The organism is Streptomyces sp. NPDC089799 (assembly GCF_040684755.1).
GTDB lineage: Bacteria > Actinomycetota > Actinomycetes > Streptomycetales > Streptomycetaceae > Streptomyces.
In genome coordinates this window covers 84,746-105,728 of sequence record NZ_JBFBGR010000022.1, presented here as the reverse complement: position 1 = coordinate 105,728, position 20,983 = coordinate 84,746, and the positions used below count along the sequence as shown (strand labels likewise).

Here is a 20,983-nt window from a genome sequence, read left to right as displayed (position 1 = left end):
AGGCAACACCGCGAAACCGACAACGAGCACGCCGACCACAGGGGTTACCGTGCAACCGTCCGCTCCGGGTGCCGGCGGCACCGAGCCCAGACGCCCCGGCTTCCGGGTCGTCGGCGCGGTGCTGGTCCTGCTGATGCTGTCCTCCTCCGTGCCCTCCGCCCTCTACGTGCTCTACCAGCAGCGGTGGGACCTCTCCTCCGGCACGATCACCGTGGTCTTCGCCCTCTACGCGGTGACCGTGCTGGCCGGACTGCTGCTCTTCGGCTCGCTCTCCGACACCCTCGGCCGGCGGCCCGTCCTGGCCGCCGGCCTGGTCCTGGCCATCGCCTCCATGGGCCTGTTCGCCGCGGCCCGGGGCCTGGCCTGGCTGCTCGCCGCCCGCGCCGTGCAGGGACTGGCCGTGGGCCTGGCCACCGGCGCGATGGGCGCCGCCCTGCTGGAGCTGGCCCCCCGCTCCCGGCCCGCACTCGGCGCCCAGGTCAACAGCGCCGGACCCACCGTCGGCATCGGCCTGGGCGGCATCGGCGCCGGACTGCTCGTCCAGTACGGCCCCGCCCCGACCGCCCTCAGCTACCTGCTGCTGATCGGAGCCTTCGCGCTCTGCCTGGCCGGGGTGGCCCGGATGCCGGAGAGCGCGCCCGGCGCGGTGCCCCGGCCCGGCGGCCGGCTCCGCGTCACCCCGCACCGCATCCGGGTGCCCGCCACGGCCCGCGGCCGGTTCGCCGTCCTCATCCTGACCATCGTCGCGGTCTGGTCGGTCGGCGGCTTCTACCTCTCGCTCGGCCCGCACCTGGCGCTCTCCCTGCTGGAGACCACCAACTACCTCGTCGGCGGGGCCACCGTGGCCCTGCTGGCCGGTGCGGCCACCGCCGCCCAGCTGCTGCTCGGCGGCACCGCGGCACTCCGCACGGCCGTGCTCGGGCTGACCGGCCTGCTCGCCGGCCTGGCCCTGGTGCTGCTCGCCCTCGGACTCGGCTCGGCCCCCGTCTTCCTGATCGCCACCGCCGTGCTGGGCAGCGGCTGGGGCGCCGCCTTCCTGGGCTCCTTCCGCGCCCTGAGCGCGCTCGCCGACCCCGAGCACCGGGGCGAACTCACCGCCGCCGTCTACGTCTTCGCCTACCTGGCGATGAGCGTTCCGGCGGTGCTGGCCGGCCTGCTCACCAACGTCCACGGACTGCACCGCACCTCCGTCGGCTTCATGGCGGTCGTGGCCGCCGTGTGCGCGGTCGCGCTGCTGGCGACACTCCGGCTGGCCGCCCGTACCCGGGCAGAGGGGAGCACCGTATGAGCGCCGGAAGCGGACACGGGCCGGGGGAGCCGGCGGGCCGGGAGGACCTGCGGAACGCCCTGCACGGACTGGAGATCTTCGCCGGGCTCACCGGGGACCAGCTGGACTGGCTGGTCTCGGTGTCCGAGCCGCGGGTGATGGCCGACGGGGACGTGCTCTTCCACGACGGGGACGAGGCCGACGCCTTCCACGTCCTGCTCTCCGGCGGACTGGTGGTCACCAAAGTGGTGGACGGCCGGGAGGAGGTGCTCACCCGGCACTCCACCGGGGACGGGGCCACCGAGGAGCACGACGGGAAGCCGTCCGCCGCGCACCGGTTCACCGGCGAACTGCCCCTGCTGACCGACGGCCACTACGTCGCGACGGCCGCCGCCAGCGGGCCGGCGACCACGGTGGTGGCCTACTCGAAACCGGTCTTCTTCGAGATGCTCACCCGGTGCCACGGCGTGGCCGCCGTACTGATCCCCGTCCTGGCCTGGCGCATCAAGTCCTCCGAGGTGCAGGCACGGAAGCGGGCCACCGTGGAGGCCCTGGGAACGCTGGCCGCCGGACTCGCCCATGAACTCAACAACCCGGCCGCGGCCGTGGCGCGGGCCGCCCAGGAACTCGGACCCGCCCTGGAGCGGCTCACCCGGACCGCGTACGCCTGGGGCGCGGCGGCCGCCGGCGGCGAACGCACCGTACTGGACCGGCTCGCCGAGGAGCTCGACAAGGTCCCGCCGCCCGCCGCCACCGATCCGCTCGCCCAGGCCGACGCCGAGGAGGACATCACCGACTGGGCCGAGGACGCGGGTGCGGAGCGGCCCGGACTGCTCGGTGCCGGGGTGGCGGACCTGGGCCTGGAGCTCGACTGGCTGCGCGTCCGGCTGGCCGGGGTGGGCGCGACCGCGCTGCCGCCCGCCCTGGACCACCTGGCGGCCCTGCTGGAGACCCGGGCGCTCGCCGCAGAGCTGTGCGCGGCCGGCCCGCGGATCTCCCAGCTGGTGGCGGCCACCCGGGATTACGCCAATCTCGACCGGGCCCCCGAGCAGCGCTTCGCGGTCACCGAAGGGCTGGAGAACACCCTGGTGGTGCTGCGTTCCAAGCTCGCGGGGATCAGCATCGTGCGCGCGTACGAGCCGGACCTGCCGGAGATGACCGGATATCCGAGCGAGCTGAACCAGGTGTGGACCAACCTGGTCGACAACGCCGCGGAGGCGATGGAGGGCTCCGGCGTGCTCACGCTGCGTGTCCGCACGGAGGGCGGCTGCATGGTCATCGAGATCACCGACACCGGCCGGGGAATCCCCGAAGAGTCGCTGCCCCGGATCTTCGAGCCCTTCTACACCACCAAGGACGTGGGGAAGGGCACCGGCCTCGGCCTGCACCTGAGCTATCGGATCGTCACCCAGCGCCACCGCGGATCCCTCACGGCGCGCTCCCGGCCGGGGGAGACCCGCATGATCGTCCGTCTGCCCGTCAGCTGACCGCCCGAACGGCCGGATCCACCGCCGGCCCACCCGAGAAACGGAGTCGACACATGCCGTACGACATTGCCAAACTGCACCCGGTGTTCGTCCGCCAGATGGACGCCCTCGCCGCGCTCGACATCGACGCGGTGATGAAGAACTACACGGACGACGCGGTACTCCTGCGATTCGAAGGCGTTTCGGTGGGAATCGACGCCGTACGTGAGACCTTCACCGGCTATCTCACTCTGAAGCCCACCCTGGTCGAACTCCAGGAGTACATCGAGACCGAGGACACGATCTTCTACCGGGCGATCATGAACCTCAACGGTGAACCGGAGCACGCGTTCGGGACACTGGTGGTCCGCGATGGCCGGATCTGGCGCCAGACCGCCGGATTCGGCAGCTGAGTGCGGATATCCGGGTAGCGTACGCGGGGAGGGTGGCGCAGCGCCCTCCCCGCTGGCATCCAATCTCACGGCAAAGGGGAGGCCATGGACAAGGAAACCGGCCGGGTCGAGGCATTCAGCGACGGTGTATTCGCGATTGTCATCACGATTCTCGTCCTGGAAATCAAAGTACCCGAAGAGCACGGTTCCGGCCTGTGGCACGGATTATGGGAGCAATGGCCGCATTACGCGGCCTACGTCGTGAGTTTCCTCATCGTCGGTGTGATGTGGGTGAACCACCACACCATCTTCGGGCACCTGCGGCGGGTCGACCGGCCCCTGCTGTTCCTCAACCTCCTTGTCCTGATGGTGGTTTCGGTGATCCCTTGGACCACCTCGGTCCTGGCCGAACACCTCAAGGACGACGACGCGGCCCGCATCGCCGCCATCCTCTACAGCTCCTGGACGGTCGTCTACGCCCTGGCCTTCATCGCCTTCTGGTGGTACGTCACCAAGGTCGGACACCTCTTCCACGACCACGTGGACAAGGCCGGCGCACGCGCCACGCGAATGCGCTTCGGCCTCGGGGCCATCGCCTACCCCGTCACCGTCCTGCTGTCCTTCTTCTCCGCACCCGTCGCACTCGCCGCACACTTCCTGGTCGCCATCTACTATGCGGCGAACCAGATCCCCATCCCCCTCGTGGTAGAGGACGAGGCAGTGGACGAGCGGCTCGATTCTGCCAGCGACCTCAGGAAGTAGCCGCCGGGGCCTACGGGCCGTTCTTGCCGGTCAAGTAGGGTATCGGATCAAGCTGGTCGCGGGGGAGGCAGCAGATGGCGCGCGCAGTCCTGCCGGAGGAATCCGCCAAGGAAGTCTCCGAATTGATCGACGTCCTGATATCTCTGTTCTTCGAATCCTTACCCCGGCGGGACCAGCGAAACTGGGCCCGCGTTTATCTGAACGGCCTCGTGCACACTTCCGGCAAGAAAACCATCCGCAACATCGCCGGCACCGGGGCCAGTTCGGTGGAACAGAGCCTCCAGCAGTTCATCAGCAAGTCCCCCTGGGACTGGACCCCGGTGCGCCGCTCCCTCGCGCGGCACCTCGAAAGCACCGCCCAGCGCCCGCTCGCCTGGGTGGTGCAGCCCATGGTCATAGAGAAGGCCGGGGACCGCTCCGTCGGCGTCGGCCGCCAGTTCGTGCCCCAGCTCGGCCGCACCGCCAACTGCCAGCAGGCCGGCGGGATCTGGCTGGCCTCCAGCGAGGCCAGTTTCCCGGTCGAATGGACCCTCACCCTCCCCGGGCCCTGGACCGGCGAACTGCTGCGCCGCCGCCGCGCCGGCATACCCGACACCGCGCGCTCCCTCAGCCCCGCCCAGGACGCCGTACAGGCCGTCCTGCGGATGGCCGCGAGCTGGCAACTCCAGCGCCGGCCGGTGGTGATGGAGGTCGGCAACGCCGAACTCCCCTACTGCGTGGAGGCCCTGGGCCAACAGGACATCCCCTTCGTGCTCAAGGTGGACGGCTCGGTGCCGGTCTCCTTCGGCGGCGCCGGACGCCACAAGCCCGGGCCCCACACCGCCCCCGCCCGGGAGCTCATCGACTCGCTCCGCTCCCAGCGCCGGGTCGTCGAATGGACCCGCCACGGCCGGGCCGAGGGCGCGGTCACCCTGCTCACCTCCGCCGCCGTCACGGCAGGCGCCGGCGAGGACCGGCCCGTCCCCGGCCCGCCCGTACCGCTGCTGCTGGTCGGTGCCTGGACCGAGGCCGGGATGCTCCCCACCGAGTTCTGGATCACCAACATCGGCGACCGGCCGCTGGCCCAGCTGTTCCTGCTCGCCAAACTGACCGACCGGGTCGCCCTCGACTACGCGGAGGTCTGCGAACCGGTCGGGATCCGCGACTTCGAAGGCCGCTCCTTCCGCGGCTGGCACCACCACGTCACCCTCGCCAGCGTCGCCCACGCCGCCCTGCTCCTCGGCGCCCGCACCCACACCAGGCCACACAGGCCACCGGGCCCGCCGGCCGGAACCGTCGGGCCGGCCGGCGGCGCGCGGGCGCCGTACCCGGCGAACACCCGCCCGGTACCGCCGCCCCGGCCGCTCATCCCCGGCCAGGTCCGCCGCGAGTACATCCGCTGACCCGCTGACCCGCTGACCCGCTGGTCGCTCTGACCTGCTGAAACGCTGACCCGCTCACTGCTGCCGGAGTCGGACACCCCCATGCTGGACATTGCAGAGGAACTGCGTGCCTGGTGCGCGGCCGAACGCCAGTTCGCGCTCGCCACCGTGGTCTCCGTGAGCGGCAGCGCACCGCGCGGCCCCGGGGCCACCCTCGCCGTCGACGACCGAGGCACCGCCCTGGGCAGCATCTCCGGAGGCTGCGTGGAATCGGCCGTGCACGAACTGTGCCTGGAGGCCATCGCCTCCGGCGAGGGCGGGGTGCACCGCTTCGGCTACAGCGACGACGACGCCTTCGCGGTCGGGCTGACCTGCGGCGGGGTCCTCGACGTCCTGGTCACCCCGGTCCGCGCCGGGGACCCGGTGCGCCCCGTGATCGGCTCGGTGCTCCGGGCCACCGCCGGCGGCGGCCGGGCCGCGCTCGCCCGGGTGGTCTCCGGCCCGCCGGAACTCTTCGGCCGGGCCCTGGCCGTCAGGCCCGACGGCTCCTACGAGGGCGGCCTCGGCGGCGGCCCCGGACTGGACCGGGCCGCCGTCCACCGGGTCCGGGACCTGCTGCTCGCCGGGCGCACCGGCACCACCGAGCTGGGCACCGAGGGCGGTCTGTGCGGCCGCCCGCTCACCCTGCTGGTCGAATCGGCCGCCGAACCGCCCCGGCTGCTCGTCTACGGGGCCATCGACTTCGCCGCGGCGCTGGCCCGGATCGGGGCCTTCCTCGGGCACCGGGTCACCGTGTGCGACGCCCGGCCGGTGTTCGCCACCCGGGCCCGTTTCCCGCACGCCGACGAGGTGGTCGTGGACTGGCCGCACCGCCATCTGGCCGCCGAATGGGACGCGGGCCGGCTGGACGCCCGTACCGCCGTCTGCGTGCTCACCCACGACGCCCGGTTCGACGTGCCCCTGCTGGCCCGGGCGCTACGGCTGCCGCTCGGCTACGTCGGCGCCATGGGCTCCCGGCGCACCCACGCCGAACGCACCGCACGGCTGGCCGCCGAGGGACTGGACGCGGCCGACCTCGCCCGGCTGCGCTCGCCCATCGGACTGGATCTGGGGGCCGGCACCCCCGAGGAGACCGCGCTCTCCATCGCCGCCGAGTTCACCGCCGTCCGGCACGCGGCCACCGCAACTCCGCTGACCGGCGGCCGGGAGCCGATCCACCGGGCCCGTTTTCCGGCTCCGGCGAGGGTGCTCCCGTAGGAATCCACCAACCGGCCCGAAATGTGTCGGAGGATCGGCCGGGGCCGTGTAAACCCCCGGACATGGGAGAATGAAGTACGTGCGTTTTCCTCGGCTGCCCTGTCCGAGGGTCACCAACGAACGACTGGGATAGAGCACGTGCGTTTCCTCAATGACCTGAAGCCGCCGTACGACCTCACGTACGACGACGTATTCATGGTGCCGAGCCGCTCCGCGGTGGGGTCCCGCCAGGGCGTCGACCTCTCCTCGCCCGACGGCACCGGGACGACCATCCCCCTCGTCGTGGCCAACATGACCGCCATCGCCGGCCGCCGCATGGCCGAGACGGTGGCCCGCCGCGGCGGCATGGTGGTCATTCCCCAGGACATCCCGATCGACGTCGTCACCGACGTCATCTCCTGGGTGAAGACCCGCCACCACGTGCTCGACACCCCGATCACCCTGGCGCCGACCCAGACCGTGGCCGACGCGCTGGTCCTGCTGCCCAAGCGGGCCCACGGCGCCGGTGTCGTCGTCGACGCCGACAACCGCCCGATCGGCGTCGTCACCGAGCACGACCTGACCGGTGTGGACCGCTTCACCCAGCTCTCCGAGGTCATGTCGAAGGAGCTCCTGCTCATCGACGCCGACATCGACCCCCGCGAGGCGTTCAACACCCTCGACGCCGGCCACCGCAAGCTGGCCCCGGCCGTCGACAAGGACGGCAGGCTGGTCGGCATCCTGACCCGCAAGGGTGCGCTCCGCGCCACCCTGTACACCCCGGCCGTGGACGCGGACGGCGGCCTGCGGATCGCCGCCGCCGTCGGAATCAACGGCGACTACGTGGGCAAGGCCAAGCAGCTGCTCGACGCGGGCGTGGACACGCTCGTCATCGACACCGCGCACGGCCACCAGGAGTCGATGATCAGCGCGATCAAGGCCGTCCGGGCCCTCGACCCGCAGGTCCCGATCGTCGCGGGCAACATCGTCGCCGCCGACGGCGTGCGCGACCTCATCGAGGCCGGCGCGGACATCATCAAGGTCGGTGTGGGCCCCGGCGCCATGTGCACCACCCGCATGATGACCGGTGTCGGCCGGCCGCAGTTCTCCGCGGTGCTGGAGTGCGCCGCCGAGGCGAAGAAGTACGGCAAGCACGTGTGGGCCGACGGCGGTGTCCGCCACCCGCGCGACGTCGCCATGGCGCTGGCCGCCGGTGCGTCCAACGTGATGATCGGCTCCTGGTTCGCGGGCACCTACGAGTCCCCGGGCGACCTGCAGCAGGCCGCCGACGGCCGGCTGTACAAGGAGTCCTTCGGCATGGCCTCCGCGCGCGCCGTGCAGAACCGCACCAGCGACGAGGGCTCCTACGACCGCGCCCGCAAGGGGCTGTTCGAGGAGGGCATCTCCACCTCCCGGATGTTCCTCGACCCGGCCCGTCCGGGCGTCGAGGACCTGATCGACTCGATCATCGCGGGTGTCCGTTCCTCCTGCACCTACGCGGGCGCGGCGTCGCTGGCGGAGTTCGAGGAGCGTGCGGTGGTCGGCATCCAGTCGGCGGCGGGCTACGCGGAGGGCAAGCCGCTGCACGCCAGCTGGAGCTAGGCCGCTCCGCTCGGGTTCTGCCGGGCTTTGCAGTGCCGGGGCCCCGGCGCGTCCCCCCTTTTGCGGGGGCCGTGCCGGGGCCCCGTGCGTTTCCTGAACGGGGTCTGGCCCCGTGAGCGGGGTCGGGGGTGCGGGGAGGCTGCGCGAGCCCTCGCGGGATCGGGGTGCCGTGTGCCCACCCGTGCCGCCCTGCGGCACGCCTGCCCACACGGCGCTGTGGAGCCCCGGTTTCGGGAAGGGGCGGGGAGGGGCAATGCTCCAGCGGGCCCCGCCCCTTGGGGCGGACTTGGCGGGTACTTGGTGAACCCTTGGGGGGCCGTTCGGCCGGTCGGCGCGTCGGCCGCCGCCCGCAGGGCCGCCGCTCGCCCGTCCGGCCACGCCCTCGCCGTTATCCGCCACCTGGCGGATCACTCGCCGCACCCGCTCCGCCACGCTCTGGACATCGACCCGCCCGCCGACGTCCGGAGGAGTGACCCGGTGACGACCCACACCCCCACCCGCCGCACCGACGAGCACGCCCTCGCCCGACTCCAGCACGAACACGGAAAGGCCCTCTACGGCTTCCTGCTCGGACTCACCTACGGCGACCGGCACCGCGCCGAGGACCTCGTCCAGGAAACCCTCGTCCGCGCCTGGCGGCACCCCGAGGCCCTGGAGAGCGACCACGAGTCCATGCGGCCGTGGCTGTTCACCGTCGGCCGCCGCCTGGCCATCGACGCCCGCCGGGCCCGCCTGGTGCGCCCGTCCGAGGTCGGCCCCGACGCCCTGGAGCACTCCCCGCACGCCGACGACGGCACCGACACCTCCGTGGCCGTCCTCGACGTGCGGGAGGCGCTGGGCCGGCTCAGCCGGGACCACCGCGAGGTACTGGTGCAGATCTACTTCCACGGGGCCTCCGTGGCCGAGGCCGGCCGGGCGCTCGGCATTCCCTGCGGCACCGTCAAGTCCCGTACCCACTACGCCCTGCGCGCCCTGCGGGCCGTGCTCCCCGGCTACGGCCCGGGGGCGGCGGCCCCGGCCTGCGCCCTGCCGGCCGCCGCGGAAGCGGCCTGAGCGGCTGCCTGTGCGGCTGCCTGAGCGGCCGCCTGCGCCGCCACCTGCGCCCGCGACCGCACCTGCAGCTTGCCCAGGATGTGCGACACATGGGTCTGCACCGTCCGGCGGGACAGGAACAACGCCGCCGCGATCTCCGGATTGGAGCGGCCCTCGGCGACGAGCAGCGCCACCTTCAGCTCGGCCGGCGTCAGCGCCTCCCAGCCGTTCGACGCCCGGCGGCGGGCGCTGCGGCTGCTCCGGCGCACCCCCAGCCGGCGCAGCCGGGCCTCGGACCGTACGAGGTCCCAGCGCGCGCCCGGCTCCTCGTACGAGGCCGCAGCCCGGGCCAGCGAGGCCCGCGCCCCGGCGAGGTCGCCGTGCCAGGCCTGGGCCACGGCGAGGTCCTCCAGGACCTGGCCCCGCCACAGCGGGCGGGCGCCGACCGCACCGTGGGCCGCCGCCCGGGCCAGCAGCTGCGGGTCCTGGCCGAACAGGCCGCGCCCGCGCAGCAGCGCCACGGCCGGTCCGGGCCGGTCCGGCCGGTCCCGGGCGAGCCCGGCGCACGCGGCCACGGCCGCCCGTGCCGTGTGCGGCTCCCCGGCCTCCAGGGCCAGCCGTACGATCTCGGAGAGCACCCAGGGCCGTTCGTCGCCGAACTCCCCGCCCCCGTCCCCGCCCCGGGCCCCGGCCGGCTCGTCCGCTCCGGACAGGGCCGGCCGCAGGGCGTCGAGGGCCACGGAGAGCAGACCGTCCCGCTCCGCCAGCAGCGAGCGCGCCAGCAGGGCGTACGCGGGCCGGCTCCGGGAGGGCCGCGGGTCCCGCGCCCGCCCCGCCTCCGCCCGGGCCAGTTCCGTCTCCGCCGCAGCCCGTTCGTCCCGGTGCCCCAGGAGCAGCGCCCGCAGCCCGTGCAGCATCCCCGGCAGGGGGTCCGAGTGCTCCGCGGGCCGGAGTGCGTCGGCCCGGGCGCAGGCCGCCAGCGCCGCGTCCCAGTGGCCGAGGTGGAAGCGGAACTCGGCGAGCCGGGCCTCCAGCCGCAGCCGGGTCGCCGTACAGGGGAAGTCCTCGGCCAGTGCGTCCTCCGCCACCGCCAGGGCCGCCGCCGGCTCCCCGCGGTCCCACAGCGCGGCGACCAGCCTGACGGCCAGCCCGGCCCGCCGGTCCGGGTACCGGGCCCGGTCCCGGAGCAGCGCCAGCCGTTCCACCGCCCCGGGCCTGCGGAGCAGCAGCGCGGCGTCCGCGAGGTGCTCCTCCAGCACCTGGGGATCGGCCCCGTCCGCCCGGTCCGGCCCGTCCGCTCCGCCCGCCCCGTCCGGCCACCCGCGCCGGTCCCCGGGGCCGGACGCACGGCTCTGGGCGAGGGCCCGCTCCAGCAGTTCGGCGCCCGGGCCGGGTGCCGCGGCGACCAGGGCCGGTCCGTGCTCCGCCAGCCAGTGCAGCGCCCACGGTTCCAGCGCACCGGCGCCCAGCAGCTGCGCGGCGATCCGGGCGGGCGGCTGCCCGGCCCGCGCCAGGGCCCCCGCGGCCTCCTGGTGCAGTGCGGCCCGCAACGCCCCCGGCACATCGGCGTACAGGGCCTGCCGGACCACCGGGTGCCGGAACCGCAGGCCCTCCCCGGTTCCGTCGAGCAGCCCCGCGGCGAAGGGTTCCTCCAGCCCGCCGAGCAACTCCCGTACCTGCGTGCCCCGTACGAGCGCCAGCTCGCGGGCGGTGAACTCCGTTCCCAGCAACGCCGCATGACGCAGCGTCGCATGGGCCTCGGCGTCGAGGGAGCGGAGGCGGCGCGCCACTTCCTCGGGAGGGTCAGGCAACTCCTCCGGCGGACAGCGCAGTTCGACGGTCCGGACGCCGACGGCCAGCAGCCCCCGCGCGGACCAGTGCCGCAACAGCTCCCGCAGCCACCGCGGATTGCCCCCGGCCAGCCGGGCCGCCTCACGCAGCCGGGGACCGGGCGGTGCGCCCAGCCGCTCCCGTACGGCCCGGGCCGTCTCCGCGTCGTCCAGCGGTTCCAGGCGGAGCGTACGGGCGCCGAGCCGGCCCAGGGCGGCGCACAGCAGGTCCGCCTCGGGGCGGCGCGGAACCCGGCAGCGGGTCGCGGCCAGCAGCAGCGGGAGCCGGCCGCCCGCCGCGGTCCGGGCCAGCCGCTGCCACAGCTGCAGCGTCGCCCGGTCGGCGGCCTGCAGGTCGTCCAGGACCAGGACCAGCGGCCCCTCGGCGCACCACCGCTCCACCTGTGCGACCAGGGAGTCGAGGGCGGCGGGCAGCGCCGCCCAGCGGGGCACGGTGTCGCGCAGCAGCAGGCCCGCCGCGGCCCGCGCCGCCGCAGCCTCCGGTCCGCTGCCGTCCGGGTGAAGGCAGTCCAGCGCCGCCTGCAGCGGGGGACCGTCGGGCGGCCCCCCGGCCGCCGCGTGGCGGACCCGGCAGCCCAGCCGCCCGGCCTCCGTCGCCAGCTCCCGGACCAGCGAGGTCCGCCCGGACCCCGGCTCGCCCTCGACGATCAGGCAGGCCGGGCCGCCCTCCGCCGTGCGGCGCACCGAGTCCCGTACCGCACGAAGGTGTTGATCACGCCCGACCCGCACGCCGGTGCTCTCCCCCTGTCGGTGCCCATCGCGCCCAGGGCAGGTGGACCCCCGTACCCCTCCCCTCCCCGCGCCGGCACCGGTACAACCGGTTCCGCCGGGCCGCGGCGGGGGTCAGCGCTGGGAGTGGACGCCGGCCCGGTACTTGGGGATCCGGGCGGTGATCTTCATGCCGGCGCCCACGCCGGTCTCGATGACCAGGCCGTACTCGTCGCCGTACACCTGCCGCATCCGCTCGTCCACGTTCGGCAGGCCGATGCCCGAGGACGAGCCGGGGCGCTCGCCGGCCAGGATGCGGCGGAGCACCGCCGGGTCCATCCCCACCCCGTTGTCCTCGATGGTCAGCACCGCCTCGGAGCCCGCGTCCCGGGCCGCGATGGTGATCCGGCACTCCCGGGTGGAGTCCTCCAGCCCGTGCTTGACCGCGTTCTCGACCAGCGGCTGCAGACACAGGAACGGCAGCGCCACCGGCAGCACCTCCGGCGCCACCTGGAGGGTCACCTTCAGCCGGTCCCCGAACCGGGCCCCGGCCAGCGCCAGATACTGCTCGATCGACCGCAGCTCCTCCGCGAGCGTGGTGAACTCCCCGTGCCGGCGGAAGGAGTAGCGGGTGAAGTCGGCGAACTCCAGCAGCAGTTCCCGGGCCCGCTCCGGATCGGTCCGCACGAACGAGGCGATCGCCGCGAGCGAGTTGAAGATGAAGTGCGGCGAGATCTGCGCGCGCAGCGCCTTGATCTCCGCCTCCATCAGCCGGGTCCGCGACCGGTCCAGCTCGGACAGCTCCAGCTGTACGGACACCCAGCGCGCGACCTCCGTGGCCGCCCGCACCAGCACCGCCGACTCCTGCGACCCGTAGGCCACCAGCGCGCCCACGATCCCGTCCTCGCCGGTCAGCGGGGCGACCACGGCCCACTTCAGCGGACAGTCCGGCCGCTGGCACTCGGTCCGCACGCTGGCGCTCCGCCCCGAGTCCAGCATCTGCAGCACCCGCTGCATCGCCCGGCGCTCGTGGTGGTCGGCCCCCGGCCCGTCCCAGGCCAGCACCGACACCCGGTCCGTCAGGCACAGCGCCTCGGTGCCCAGCAACGAGCGCAGCCGCCGGGCGGCCTTGCGGGCCGTGTCCTGCGTGAGCCCGGCGCGCAGCGGGGGAGCGGCCAGCGAGGCCGTGTGCAGGGTGTGGAAGGTGGCCCGTTCCACCGGAGTGCCGAGGTCCAGGCCGGACCGTTCGGCGCGGCGGGCCCGCCACCGGCCCAGGCCGTAGCCGGTGCCGAGCAGCAGCGTGCTCGCCGAGCACAGCGCGGCGACCGTGAGCGCGGTCATCGTTCCCCTCCCGCCCGTCCCGCCCGTCCCACCCGTCCTGCCTGTCCCACCCGTCCTGCCTGCTCCACCCGCTGGACGGCCACGTCCTCCGGCAGGTGCAGCCGGGCCAGGACTGCGGCCGTCCCGGCGGGTATCCGGCTCCGCGTGGCCAGCGACACCGTGATCATCGTCAGGAAGCCCAGCGGCACCGACCAGGCAGCCGGCCAGGCCAGCAGCGTGTGCGTCCAGCCCGCCCGGGCCAGCCCCGCCCGGGTCACCAGCACCGCGCTGAGCGCCGCCCCGCCGCCGGTCACCAGCCCGGCCACGGCCCCCGGCGGGGTCAGTCCCCGCCACCAGATGCCCAGCACCAGCAGCGGGCAGAAGGAGGACGCCGACACCGCGAAGGCGAGCCCCACCGCGTCCGCCACCGGCACGTCCGTGGCGGCCAGGCTGCCGCCCAGCGGCACCAGCATCGCCACCACCACGGCGAACCTGAAGCTCCGCGTTCCCGCGGCGGGGGAGGCCGGCAGCACGTCCTGGTGCAGCACCCCGGCCACCGCCATGGTCAGCCCCGAGGCCGTCGACAGGAACGCCGCGAAGGCCCCGCCCGCCAGCAGCGCCCCCAGCAGATCGCCCGCCACCCCGCCGAGCATCCGCTCCGGGAGCACCAGGACGGCCGCGTCCGCGTCCCCGGTCAGCGCGAGTTCGGGGGCGTAGATCCGGCTCAGTGCCCCGTAGACCGGGGGCAGCAGGTAGAAGGTGCCGACCAGCCCCAGCACGGCCAGGGTGGCGCGCCGGGCGGCCCGCCCGTCGGGGCTGGTGTAGAAGCGGACGGCCACGTGCGGCAGCCCCATCGTGCCGAGGAAGGTGGCGAGGATCAGCCCGTACGTGGCGTACAGCCGGAGCTCGGCCCGGTCCCCGGACAGCGGCTCCGACCAGCTGGACACCCCCATGCCCACCTCGGACCGGGTGTCCGGGACCGCGGTGTCCGGCAGGAACACCAGACGGGCCCCCGCCCGTACGGTGTGCCGTCCGGTGGCCAGGGTCACCGGCTGCCGCTCGTACGTCCGGCCGTCCACCTCACCCGTCACCCCGAGGGTGAGCGGCGCGTCCAGCGTGACCCGTACGTCCTCCGCGATCCGTACGTCGGTGTGCTCGCGGAACACCGCCCGCGCGTCGAACGAGGCGCGCGGCGCACCGTCCCCGGCCCAGGCCGCCACCAGGAAGAAGGCGGGCACCAGCAGCGCGGTCAGCTTCAGCCAGTACTGGAACGCCTGGACGAAGGTGATGCTGCGCATCCCCCCGGCCGCCACCGCCGCGGTCACCACGAAGGCCACCACCAGCCCGCCCACCCAGTGCGGGGCGCCGGTCATGATCTCCAGCGTCAGCCCGGCGCCCTGGAGCTGCGGCAGCAGGTACAGCCAGCCGACCCCGACCACGAACAGCACCGCGAGCCGGCGCACCGCCCGCGACTCCAGCCGGGCCTCGGCGAAGTCGGGCAGGGTGTACGCCCCCGAGCGGCGCAGCGGAGCCGCCACCAGGACCAGCAGCACCAGGTAGCCGGCCGTGTAGCCCACGGGGTACCACAGCATCTCCGGTCCCTGGAGGAGCACCAGCCCGGCCACCCCGAGGAAGGAGGCCGCCGACAGGTACTCGCCGCTGATCGCCGCCGCGTTCAGGCGCGGGCCGACGGAGCGGGAGGCGACGTAGAAATCGGAGGTGGTCCGGGAGATCCGCAGCCCCAGCGCGCCGACCAGGACGGTGGCGAGGACGACGACGGTGACCGCGGTCAGCGCGTACGTCTGGTTCACCGGCGGATCCTTCGGGCAGGGGACGGCCGGAGTCTACGCAGCCCCCGGTGGGCACAACAGCGCCTGCCAGGCCATCCGGCGGCCATCGCCTGGCTGTCCGACAGCTGTCCGACGGCTATCCGACGGCGTCCCGGTGCTCCGCGCAGTCGCGGAGGGCGATCTCCAGCTCCACGTACGACTCCTCGGCGCGGCGGAAGGCCAGCCGCAGGGCCGCCTCGGCCCGTGGCGGGAGGTGCCGGCGGGCCGCCTCGTCGGCCTCGTACAGCACGTCGGCCCACCGGGCGGCCGCGCTCCGGAGCCGGGCCAGCAGGGCCGCGGCATCGGCCGGTCCGGCCGGACCGGTGCGGGGCAGTGCCGCCAATTCGTCGAGCAGCGCCTGGATTTCGGACATATCGCTCCTCCCGCGCCCGGCGGGTCCACGATACGGGCGGCCGGGCGGGCGGCGGGGGGATCGGTGGCGCGGGCACGGCCGACGGTCCGGCGGAGCGCCGTACGCGCCCGAGGGCGCGACGAGCGGTCCCGGGGTTGCGCCGAGCGGCACACGTACCGTCCGCCGCGCACCGGCGTCCGCCGTGCAGACCCGGCGGGCCGAGCCCCGGCTCCCGTGGCTCAGCGCGGCGGGTCACCCCAGGGCCTCAGCCCGTCGCGTGACGCATCAGGAGGTCACGCAGCTCTCGTGCGTGCCGTCGGCTGACCTGGAGTTCGGCCGAGCCCACCCGGACGCTGGTGGTGCCGGCGTCCAGCCGCAGTTCGTCGATCCGGCCCAGCGCCACCAGATGGCGCCGGTGGATGCGGACGAAGCCGCGCGCGGCCCACCGCTCCTCCAGGGTGGACAGCGGGATCCGCACCAGGTGGCTGCCCTCGTCGGTGTACAGCCGGGCGTAGTCGCCCTGGGCCTCCACGTACGCGATGTCGGCGATCGCCACGAAGCGGGTCACCCCGCCCAGTTCGACCGCGATCTGTTCCGGCGCCCGCTCGGGGAGGGCGGCCTCGGCCGCCGCCGGGCCCGCCCGGAACGCGGCCGGCCCGTACGTCCCCCGCGCCGGAGCGGATACCGGCACCGACGCCGGGCCTGGCCCCCGCACCCGAGGGGGTGCCTGCGGGGGCACGTGCGCAGACGCCCCCGACGGGGCCGCCCCGGCCCCGGGCAGGCCCGCCCCGGGGACTCCCGGCGGCCCGGCCGGATCCGGGATCCGGCCCAGCTGGTCGCGGACCCGGCGCACCGCCTCCGCGAGCCGCTCCGGGCGCACCGGCTTGAGGACGTAGTCCACCGCCTTCAGGTCGAAGGCCTGCACCGCGAACCCCTCGTGGGCGGTCACGAACACCACCAGCGGCGGCCGGACGAACCCGGCCAGCAGCCGGGCGATGTCCAGCCCGGTCAGCCCCGCCATGTGGATGTCCAGGAACACCGCGTCGATGCCGTCCGGGCCGTCCGGCCCGGACTCCAGCGCCCGGGTGATCCGGCGCAGGGCCTCCGTGGCGTCCGAGGCGCCCTCGGCGCTGTGCACCCGAGGGTCCGAGCGCAGCAGGTAGAGCAGCTCCTCCAGGAGCGGTTCCTCGTCGTCGACCGCCAGTACGCGCACCATGCCCGGGAGTCTAGGGAGCGCCCCGCCGGACGGACAGGGAAACCGCCCCGCCTACTTGACCGCCCCGCCTACCTGACCGCTCCGCCTACTTCACCGTGATGAGCTTGCCGTCGGGGGACACCGCGTACCAAGTGCCGCCGACGCCCTGTCCGTTGGTGTCGCCGGGGTTCTTGTCCCCGGTGAACGTGTAGACCGGCCAGCAGTTCACCGTCTGCTGCTTCCGGCCGTCCGGCCGGTCCAGTACGAGGTAGTTGCGGTCGGTGATCCCCTTGGTGTCGGCCTTCTCCACCGGGGCGACCGCCGGCCACTTCGCCAGGCAGTCGCCGGTGCACTTGGAGACCATCGGCCAGGCCGTGTCCGGCTTGAACCGGTAGACCGTCATGCCGTTCCGGTCGACGATGTGGTCGCCCAGCCGGTCGTCCTTGCGGACGGACAGTCCCGGCTGCCCGGCGGGCACGGCACCGTAGCCCGTACCGCTCCCACCGCCGGTACCGCTCCCACCGCCCGTACCGCTCCCGCCGCTGCCGGCCGCCGCCTTGGCGGCCTTCTTGCCGTCGGCCGCGAGCGCGAACCAGGTTCCGCCGACGCCCTGCCCCTTGGTCTCGCCCGGGGCGGTGTCCTTGGCGAAGTGGTACGCCGGCCAGCCCCCGACCGTCAGCTGCCTGCTGCCGTCGCCGCGCACCACCTCGCCGATCAGCGACGGGTCCTGGCCCGCGGCGGGCTTCACGTCGCCGGCCGGGACCGGCGGCCACGCCTTGGCGCAGTCGCCCTCGCAGGTGGCCTTCGGCGGCTTCGCCGTGTCCGGGTCGAAGCGGTAGAGGGTGAAGCCGGCGCCGTCGGTGAGCAGGGCCCCGATCTTCTCGTCCTGCGCGATCCGCAGCTCGCCCGCCGGCTTGGCCCCGTCACCCGCCGCGGGCGCCTGGGCCGGTGCCGCGGCACCGACGTTGGCCGCGTTGCCCGGGGCACCGGCGTCGTCCTTCTTGGTGCCGCAGGCCGTCGCCGCCAGGACGACGGCCAGCGCGACGGCCGCCAGGGAAGTTCCGCGCTTCGTACCCATGATTGGTCTCTCCCACGTGTGGTCCGTGTCGCCGCCGCAGGGGGCGGGCGACTGTACGGACCACACGCCCCGGACGGCCCGTCCTGTTCAGCCGGGCCGGTGTGGGGAGGCTCACTCACCCCGGGCCGAACCCGGACCGCCGCAGGGCCGTGGCCACAGACAGGCCCAGGACCTCGTGTCCGGCGTCGTTCGGGTGCAGACCGTCGGCCAGGTGCCCGGGCTCCAGCAGGTCCCGTCCGGGGAGCAGGGCCAGCCGGCCGTCGCCGGCCGCGATCCGGTCCCGTACCGCCCGCTCCATGGCGTCGCGCAGCGCGCCCAGGGTGGCTCCCAGCTGGTTGGGCACGCGTTCGGCGTCCGGCCGCAGCACCGGGGACAGCAGCAGCAGCGGGGTGCTCGGGTGTCCCCGGCGGACCAGGTCCAGGAAGGCGCGGGTGGTCTCGTACAGCAGCGGTGCCGAATGCGGCACCCGCGACCAGCAGTTGGTGCCGAAGGCGAGGGTGAGCACGTCGGCGGGCAGGGCGGCGAGCTGCTGGGCGGTGGCGAGTTCGCCGCGCGCGGCGCCCGCGTAGCCGAGGTTGACGGTGTCCCAGCCGAGGTTCCGTCCGGCCACCGCGGGCCAGCCGTGCGCGGGCCGGGTGGACCACCAGCCCTCGGTGATGGAGTCGCCGTGCACCACCCAGCGAGGGGCGGCGGGAGGAGCGGTGAGCGGGCCGCCCATCCCGCGCAGGGCGAGCAACTGCGGGGCCTGGCCCTCCGGCGGGTGGACGGTGTAGGGGCCGCGGCCCGGCGGCAGTCCGATGCGTACGACGGCCTCGGCGGCGGGCTCGGTGAAGACCTCGTCGAGCAGGCCGTCCCGGTTCCAGAGCGCGAACCCGTGCGCGAGGTCGCGCAGCGCGTCCGTCGGGCCGGGTACGGTCGCCCGGTAGCGGATCTCCACGGCGTGGGCGGTGTCCGCGCCGAACTCCAGGCGCACTCCGATGGGCAGGGTGGCCCGCTCCCCGGTGTCCCAGGGCAGTCGCATCGTGTCGGCGGGGTCGGCGCGGACCGGCCGCCCCCCGTCCAGCCAGGCCACCCCGCGCAGGAACGGTCCGGGATCCGTCCACCCTTCGCCTTGGGTCACTCGGCGCCTCCGATCGTCGGGTACGGGAACTTCACCCCGACCCCGCCGTCCACCACCAGGGTCTGCCCGGTGACGTACGAGGACTGGGGTGAGGCGAGGAAGTACAGCGCGGCGGCGATGTCCGGGGTCTCCGCGACCCGGCCGAGCGGGGCGTTCGCCGCGTTGGCGCGCCGCCCCGCCGCACCGAGCAGGGCGGCGATCCGCGGGGTCCACACCACGCCCGGCGCCACCGCGTTCACCCGTACCCCGCGCGGGCCCAGTTCCACCGCGGCGGAGCGGACCAGAGAGACCAGACCCGCCTTGGCGGCGCCGTAGGCGGCGTGGAGCGGAGCACCCGTGAGCCCGGACACCGAGGCGACGAACACCAGCGGGCCCCCGCCGGACGCCGCCACGGCCTCGCCGCCGTACTGCACGGCGAGCCAGGCGTGCCGGAGCACCAGGTCGAAGTGCCAGTCCCAGGTGTCGTCGTCGAGTTCGGCCAGGCCCGCGTACCGGGCCGCGCCGACGATGTCCACCACCCCGCGGACGGGTCCGCCGAGCAGGCCGGGGGCCCGCGCGAAGAGCTCGCGCACGCCCGTGCGGGAGGTCACGTCGACGGTGTGCGGGACTCCGGCCACCTCCGCGGCCACGGCCCGCGCCCGGTCCCCGTCGACGTCCGCGCACAGCACCCGGGCGCCGCCGGCGGCGAGGGCGTGGGCGGTCTGGCGCCCGATGCCGTTGCCGGCGCCGAGCAGCACCATGCCGTGGCCGTCCAGGCGGTGCAGGGCGGCGTAGTCGGGGACGGGCGAGGTGTCGGGCGGCAGCGGCGGGGCGGCGGAGGCATCCCCGCCCGGGGCCGCCCGGCCCGGGGCCGCCCGGCCCGGGGCCTCCCGGCCCGGGTCCCCTCGGCCCGACGCCGCCCGGCCCGCGCGCGGCCCGCCGGGGTCCGGCCCGCCCGGGGCCTCTCCGCTGGGGACCGCCCCACCTGTGCCCGCCCCGCCCGCGCCCGACCCGCTCGCGGTCCGGCCCCCGCCCGGGCCCGGCCCGCTCATGCGCCCGCTGCCCGCGGCCGGTATGCGGCGAGCTCGGGAATGACTTCCTTCCCGAGGATCTCGATGGTCCGCAGGACCTCCTGGTGCTCCAGCCACCCCCACTGCACGTAGCAGATCAGCTGGTCGACGCCGAGGTCCGCGTACCGCTTGGCCTTGGCCACGATGGTCTCGGCGTCACCGATCAGGATCATGTCCCCGTCGTCGAACTCCCGCACCGGGACGTTCCCCCCGAGGATCGGGGCGAGCAGCGGGAAGGCCCGTTCGCGCTCTTCCGGGGCCAGGTGGGGGAGCTCCCACTCCAGCGTGAACTGCGCCAGGTTGGAGTACCACCAGGCCACCGAGTCCCACACCCGGGCGCCCGGGGTGGCGCCCGAGGGGACGGCGTGGACGAGGGTGTAGGCGCTGACCCGGTCCGTGGTCACGTCGGTGATCGGCCGCGGGTTCCGGGCGGCCCCGCGGTACGCGGCCACCTGCCGGGCCATCGCGTCCAGCGGCTGCATGATCGAGAAGGAGAGCAGGCCGAGCCCGGCCGCCCCGGCGACCTCGGCCGAACCGGGGGAGGTGGCCGCCATCCAGGCGGGAGGGTGCGGGTCCTGCACGGGCTTGGGCGTGACCATGCGCCGGGGGAAGCGGAACCGCTCCGAGGCGTACGAGAAGTACTCCTCCCGCCACATCCCGGTGACGATCCCGATCGCCTCCGCCCAGTCCTCCCGGGACCGCTCCCGGTCCACGCCGAAGGCGGCCTGCTCCATGGGGGTGGAGCGGCCGGTGCCCCATTCCACGCGCCCGCCCGACAGCACGTCCACGGTGGCGACCTTCTCGGCGATGCGCTGCGGCGGGGTGAAGCCGAAGGGGGTGAGGGTCACCCCGAAGCCGAGCCGGATGCGCTCGGTGAGCCCGGCCAGGTGCCCGAGGAGCACCTCGGGGGCGGGGCAGTGCGAGCGGCCCTCGCGGAAGTGGTGCTCGACCGCCCACACGGTGCGGAAGCCCATCCGGTCGGCCAGCCGGATCTGCTCCACGGCCTCCCGGTAGGCGCGCTGCTCGGCGGCCCGCTGCCCGTGCGGATGAGCCCCGTGCCACGGCTTCGGCACGTCGATCTCGTAGAGCACGTCCAGGTCCATGGGAGGGCACGCTGCGCCAGATCTGACGAAGTGTCAAGAAAGGTTGCTCAGGGTGACCGACGCACTGATCGAACGTCCATGTGCAACAAACGTCCATCCCGGACAGATCCGCGCAACGATCGTGCGCGAATCTGCAAGGATGGTGCATTACGGGCGGGAACCCTCACCCCCTAGGCTCACTCCCCGTACGTGGAGTGGCGCGACCGCCTCCCCGGCGGTCCCCCATGCCCAGGCCCCCCGCCTGAATCCTGCTCCGGACCG

17 protein-coding genes are annotated in these 20,983 nt (G+C 74.6%); 8 read left to right on the top strand and 9 right to left on the bottom strand.

Features of this window, described 5'->3' with window-relative positions; translation table 11 throughout:
- Positions 1-49: 49 nt before the first annotated feature.
- From AB0O36_RS23785 to AB0O36_RS23750, 8 genes are all read left to right on the top strand, one after another.
- Positions 50-1,288, top strand: coding sequence for an MFS transporter (locus AB0O36_RS23785; protein ID WP_365113767.1), 1,239 nt, complete (start codon positions 50-52; stop codon positions 1,286-1,288).
- A complete protein-coding gene (locus tag AB0O36_RS23780; protein WP_365113765.1) occupies positions 1,285-2,754 on the top strand; it encodes an ATP-binding protein in 1,470 nt (489 codons plus the stop codon). Before AB0O36_RS23785 ends, AB0O36_RS23780 begins: the two co-directional genes overlap by 4 nt.
- 53 nt (positions 2,755-2,807) lie before the next feature.
- Positions 2,808-3,146: a nuclear transport factor 2 family protein gene (locus tag AB0O36_RS23775; protein WP_365113763.1), complete on the top strand. Its 339-nt coding sequence runs from the start codon at positions 2,808-2,810 to the stop codon at positions 3,144-3,146.
- Between the two features lie 84 nt (positions 3,147-3,230).
- Entirely contained in the window at positions 3,231-3,887 is a 657-nt protein-coding gene (locus tag AB0O36_RS23770) for a TMEM175 family protein (RefSeq protein WP_365113761.1), read from the top strand.
- Between the two features lie 74 nt (positions 3,888-3,961).
- Positions 3,962-5,269: a transposase gene (locus AB0O36_RS23765; RefSeq protein WP_365113759.1), complete on the top strand. Its 1,308-nt coding sequence runs from the start codon at positions 3,962-3,964 to the stop codon at positions 5,267-5,269.
- 81 nt (positions 5,270-5,350) lie between these two features.
- Positions 5,351-6,505, top strand: a complete 1,155-nt coding sequence (locus AB0O36_RS23760) for an XdhC family protein (protein ID WP_365113757.1) — start codon at positions 5,351-5,353, stop codon at positions 6,503-6,505.
- Positions 6,506-6,634: 129 nt separating this feature from the next.
- Entirely contained in the window at positions 6,635-8,086 is a 1,452-nt protein-coding gene (locus tag AB0O36_RS23755; protein ID WP_365113845.1) for a GuaB1 family IMP dehydrogenase-related protein, read from the top strand.
- A gap of 477 nt (positions 8,087-8,563) precedes the next feature.
- Positions 8,564-9,139, top strand: a complete 576-nt coding sequence (locus tag AB0O36_RS23750; RefSeq protein WP_365113756.1) for a sigma-70 family RNA polymerase sigma factor — start codon at positions 8,564-8,566, stop codon at positions 9,137-9,139.
- Here the strand turns inward: AB0O36_RS23750 and AB0O36_RS23745 are convergent.
- From AB0O36_RS23745 to AB0O36_RS23705, 9 genes are all read right to left on the bottom strand, one after another.
- Positions 9,079-11,697, bottom strand: coding sequence for an AAA family ATPase (locus AB0O36_RS23745; protein ID WP_365113754.1), 2,619 nt, complete (start codon positions 11,695-11,697; stop codon positions 9,079-9,081). The genes AB0O36_RS23750 and AB0O36_RS23745 overlap by 61 nt on opposite strands.
- A gap of 114 nt (positions 11,698-11,811) precedes the next feature.
- Entirely contained in the window at positions 11,812-13,017 is a 1,206-nt protein-coding gene (locus AB0O36_RS23740) for a histidine kinase (protein ID WP_365113752.1), read from the bottom strand.
- Positions 13,014-14,807, bottom strand: coding sequence for a cation acetate symporter (locus AB0O36_RS23735; RefSeq protein ID WP_365113750.1), 1,794 nt, complete (start codon positions 14,805-14,807; stop codon positions 13,014-13,016). The genes AB0O36_RS23740 and AB0O36_RS23735 overlap by 4 nt, the downstream gene beginning before the upstream one ends.
- Positions 14,808-14,922: 115 nt before the next feature.
- Complete coding sequence (locus AB0O36_RS23730) at positions 14,923-15,198, bottom strand: hypothetical protein (protein ID WP_365113748.1); 276 nt, start codon at positions 15,196-15,198, stop codon at positions 14,923-14,925.
- A 244-nt stretch (positions 15,199-15,442) separates the two neighbouring features.
- On the bottom strand, positions 15,443-16,393 hold the full coding sequence (locus tag AB0O36_RS23725) for a LytTR family transcriptional regulator DNA-binding domain-containing protein (RefSeq protein WP_365113746.1): 951 nt from the start codon (positions 16,391-16,393) through the stop codon (positions 15,443-15,445).
- Between the two features lie 85 nt (positions 16,394-16,478).
- Complete coding sequence (locus AB0O36_RS23720; RefSeq protein ID WP_365113744.1) at positions 16,479-17,450, bottom strand: SCO0930 family lipoprotein; 972 nt, start codon at positions 17,448-17,450, stop codon at positions 16,479-16,481.
- Positions 17,451-17,565: 115 nt separating this feature from the next.
- A complete protein-coding gene (locus AB0O36_RS23715) occupies positions 17,566-18,570 on the bottom strand; it encodes a GDSL-type esterase/lipase family protein (protein WP_365113742.1) in 1,005 nt (334 codons plus the stop codon).
- Positions 18,567-19,601 carry an SDR family oxidoreductase gene (locus AB0O36_RS23710; RefSeq protein ID WP_365113740.1) on the bottom strand — a complete coding sequence of 345 codons (1,035 nt, stop codon included), beginning with the start codon at positions 19,599-19,601 and terminating at the stop codon, positions 18,567-18,569. The genes AB0O36_RS23715 and AB0O36_RS23710 overlap by 4 nt, the downstream gene beginning before the upstream one ends.
- Complete coding sequence (locus AB0O36_RS23705) at positions 19,598-20,722, bottom strand: LLM class flavin-dependent oxidoreductase (protein ID WP_365113738.1); 1,125 nt, start codon at positions 20,720-20,722, stop codon at positions 19,598-19,600. The genes AB0O36_RS23710 and AB0O36_RS23705 overlap by 4 nt, the downstream gene beginning before the upstream one ends.
- Positions 20,723-20,983: the final 261 nt, after the last annotated feature.

What these genes read in the sequence shown, in the direction of transcription:
- AB0O36_RS23780 (WP_365113765.1), top strand. Translation starts at nt 1,285, where the DNA reads ATGAGCGCCGGAAGCGGACACGGGCCGGGGGAGCCGGCGGGCCGGGAG.
- AB0O36_RS23775 (WP_365113763.1), top strand. Translation starts at nt 2,808, where the DNA reads ATGCCGTACGACATTGCCAAACTGCACCCGGTGTTCGTCCGCCAGATG.
- AB0O36_RS23770 (WP_365113761.1), top strand. Translation starts at nt 3,231, where the DNA reads ATGGACAAGGAAACCGGCCGGGTCGAGGCATTCAGCGACGGTGTATTC.
- AB0O36_RS23765 (WP_365113759.1), top strand. Translation starts at nt 3,962, where the DNA reads ATGGCGCGCGCAGTCCTGCCGGAGGAATCCGCCAAGGAAGTCTCCGAA.
- AB0O36_RS23760 (WP_365113757.1), top strand. Translation starts at nt 5,351, where the DNA reads ATGCTGGACATTGCAGAGGAACTGCGTGCCTGGTGCGCGGCCGAACGC.
- AB0O36_RS23740 (WP_365113752.1), bottom strand. Translation starts at nt 13,017, where the DNA reads ATGACCGCGCTCACGGTCGCCGCGCTGTGCTCGGCGAGCACGCTGCTG.
- AB0O36_RS23730 (WP_365113748.1), bottom strand. Translation starts at nt 15,198, where the DNA reads ATGTCCGAAATCCAGGCGCTGCTCGACGAATTGGCGGCACTGCCCCGC.
- AB0O36_RS23725 (WP_365113746.1), bottom strand. Translation starts at nt 16,393, where the DNA reads ATGGTGCGCGTACTGGCGGTCGACGACGAGGAACCGCTCCTGGAGGAG.
- AB0O36_RS23720 (WP_365113744.1), bottom strand. Translation starts at nt 17,450, where the DNA reads ATGGGTACGAAGCGCGGAACTTCCCTGGCGGCCGTCGCGCTGGCCGTC.
- AB0O36_RS23710 (WP_365113740.1), bottom strand. Translation starts at nt 19,601, where the DNA reads ATGAGCGGGCCGGGCCCGGGCGGGGGCCGGACCGCGAGCGGGTCGGGC.
- AB0O36_RS23705 (WP_365113738.1), bottom strand. Translation starts at nt 20,722, where the DNA reads ATGGACCTGGACGTGCTCTACGAGATCGACGTGCCGAAGCCGTGGCAC.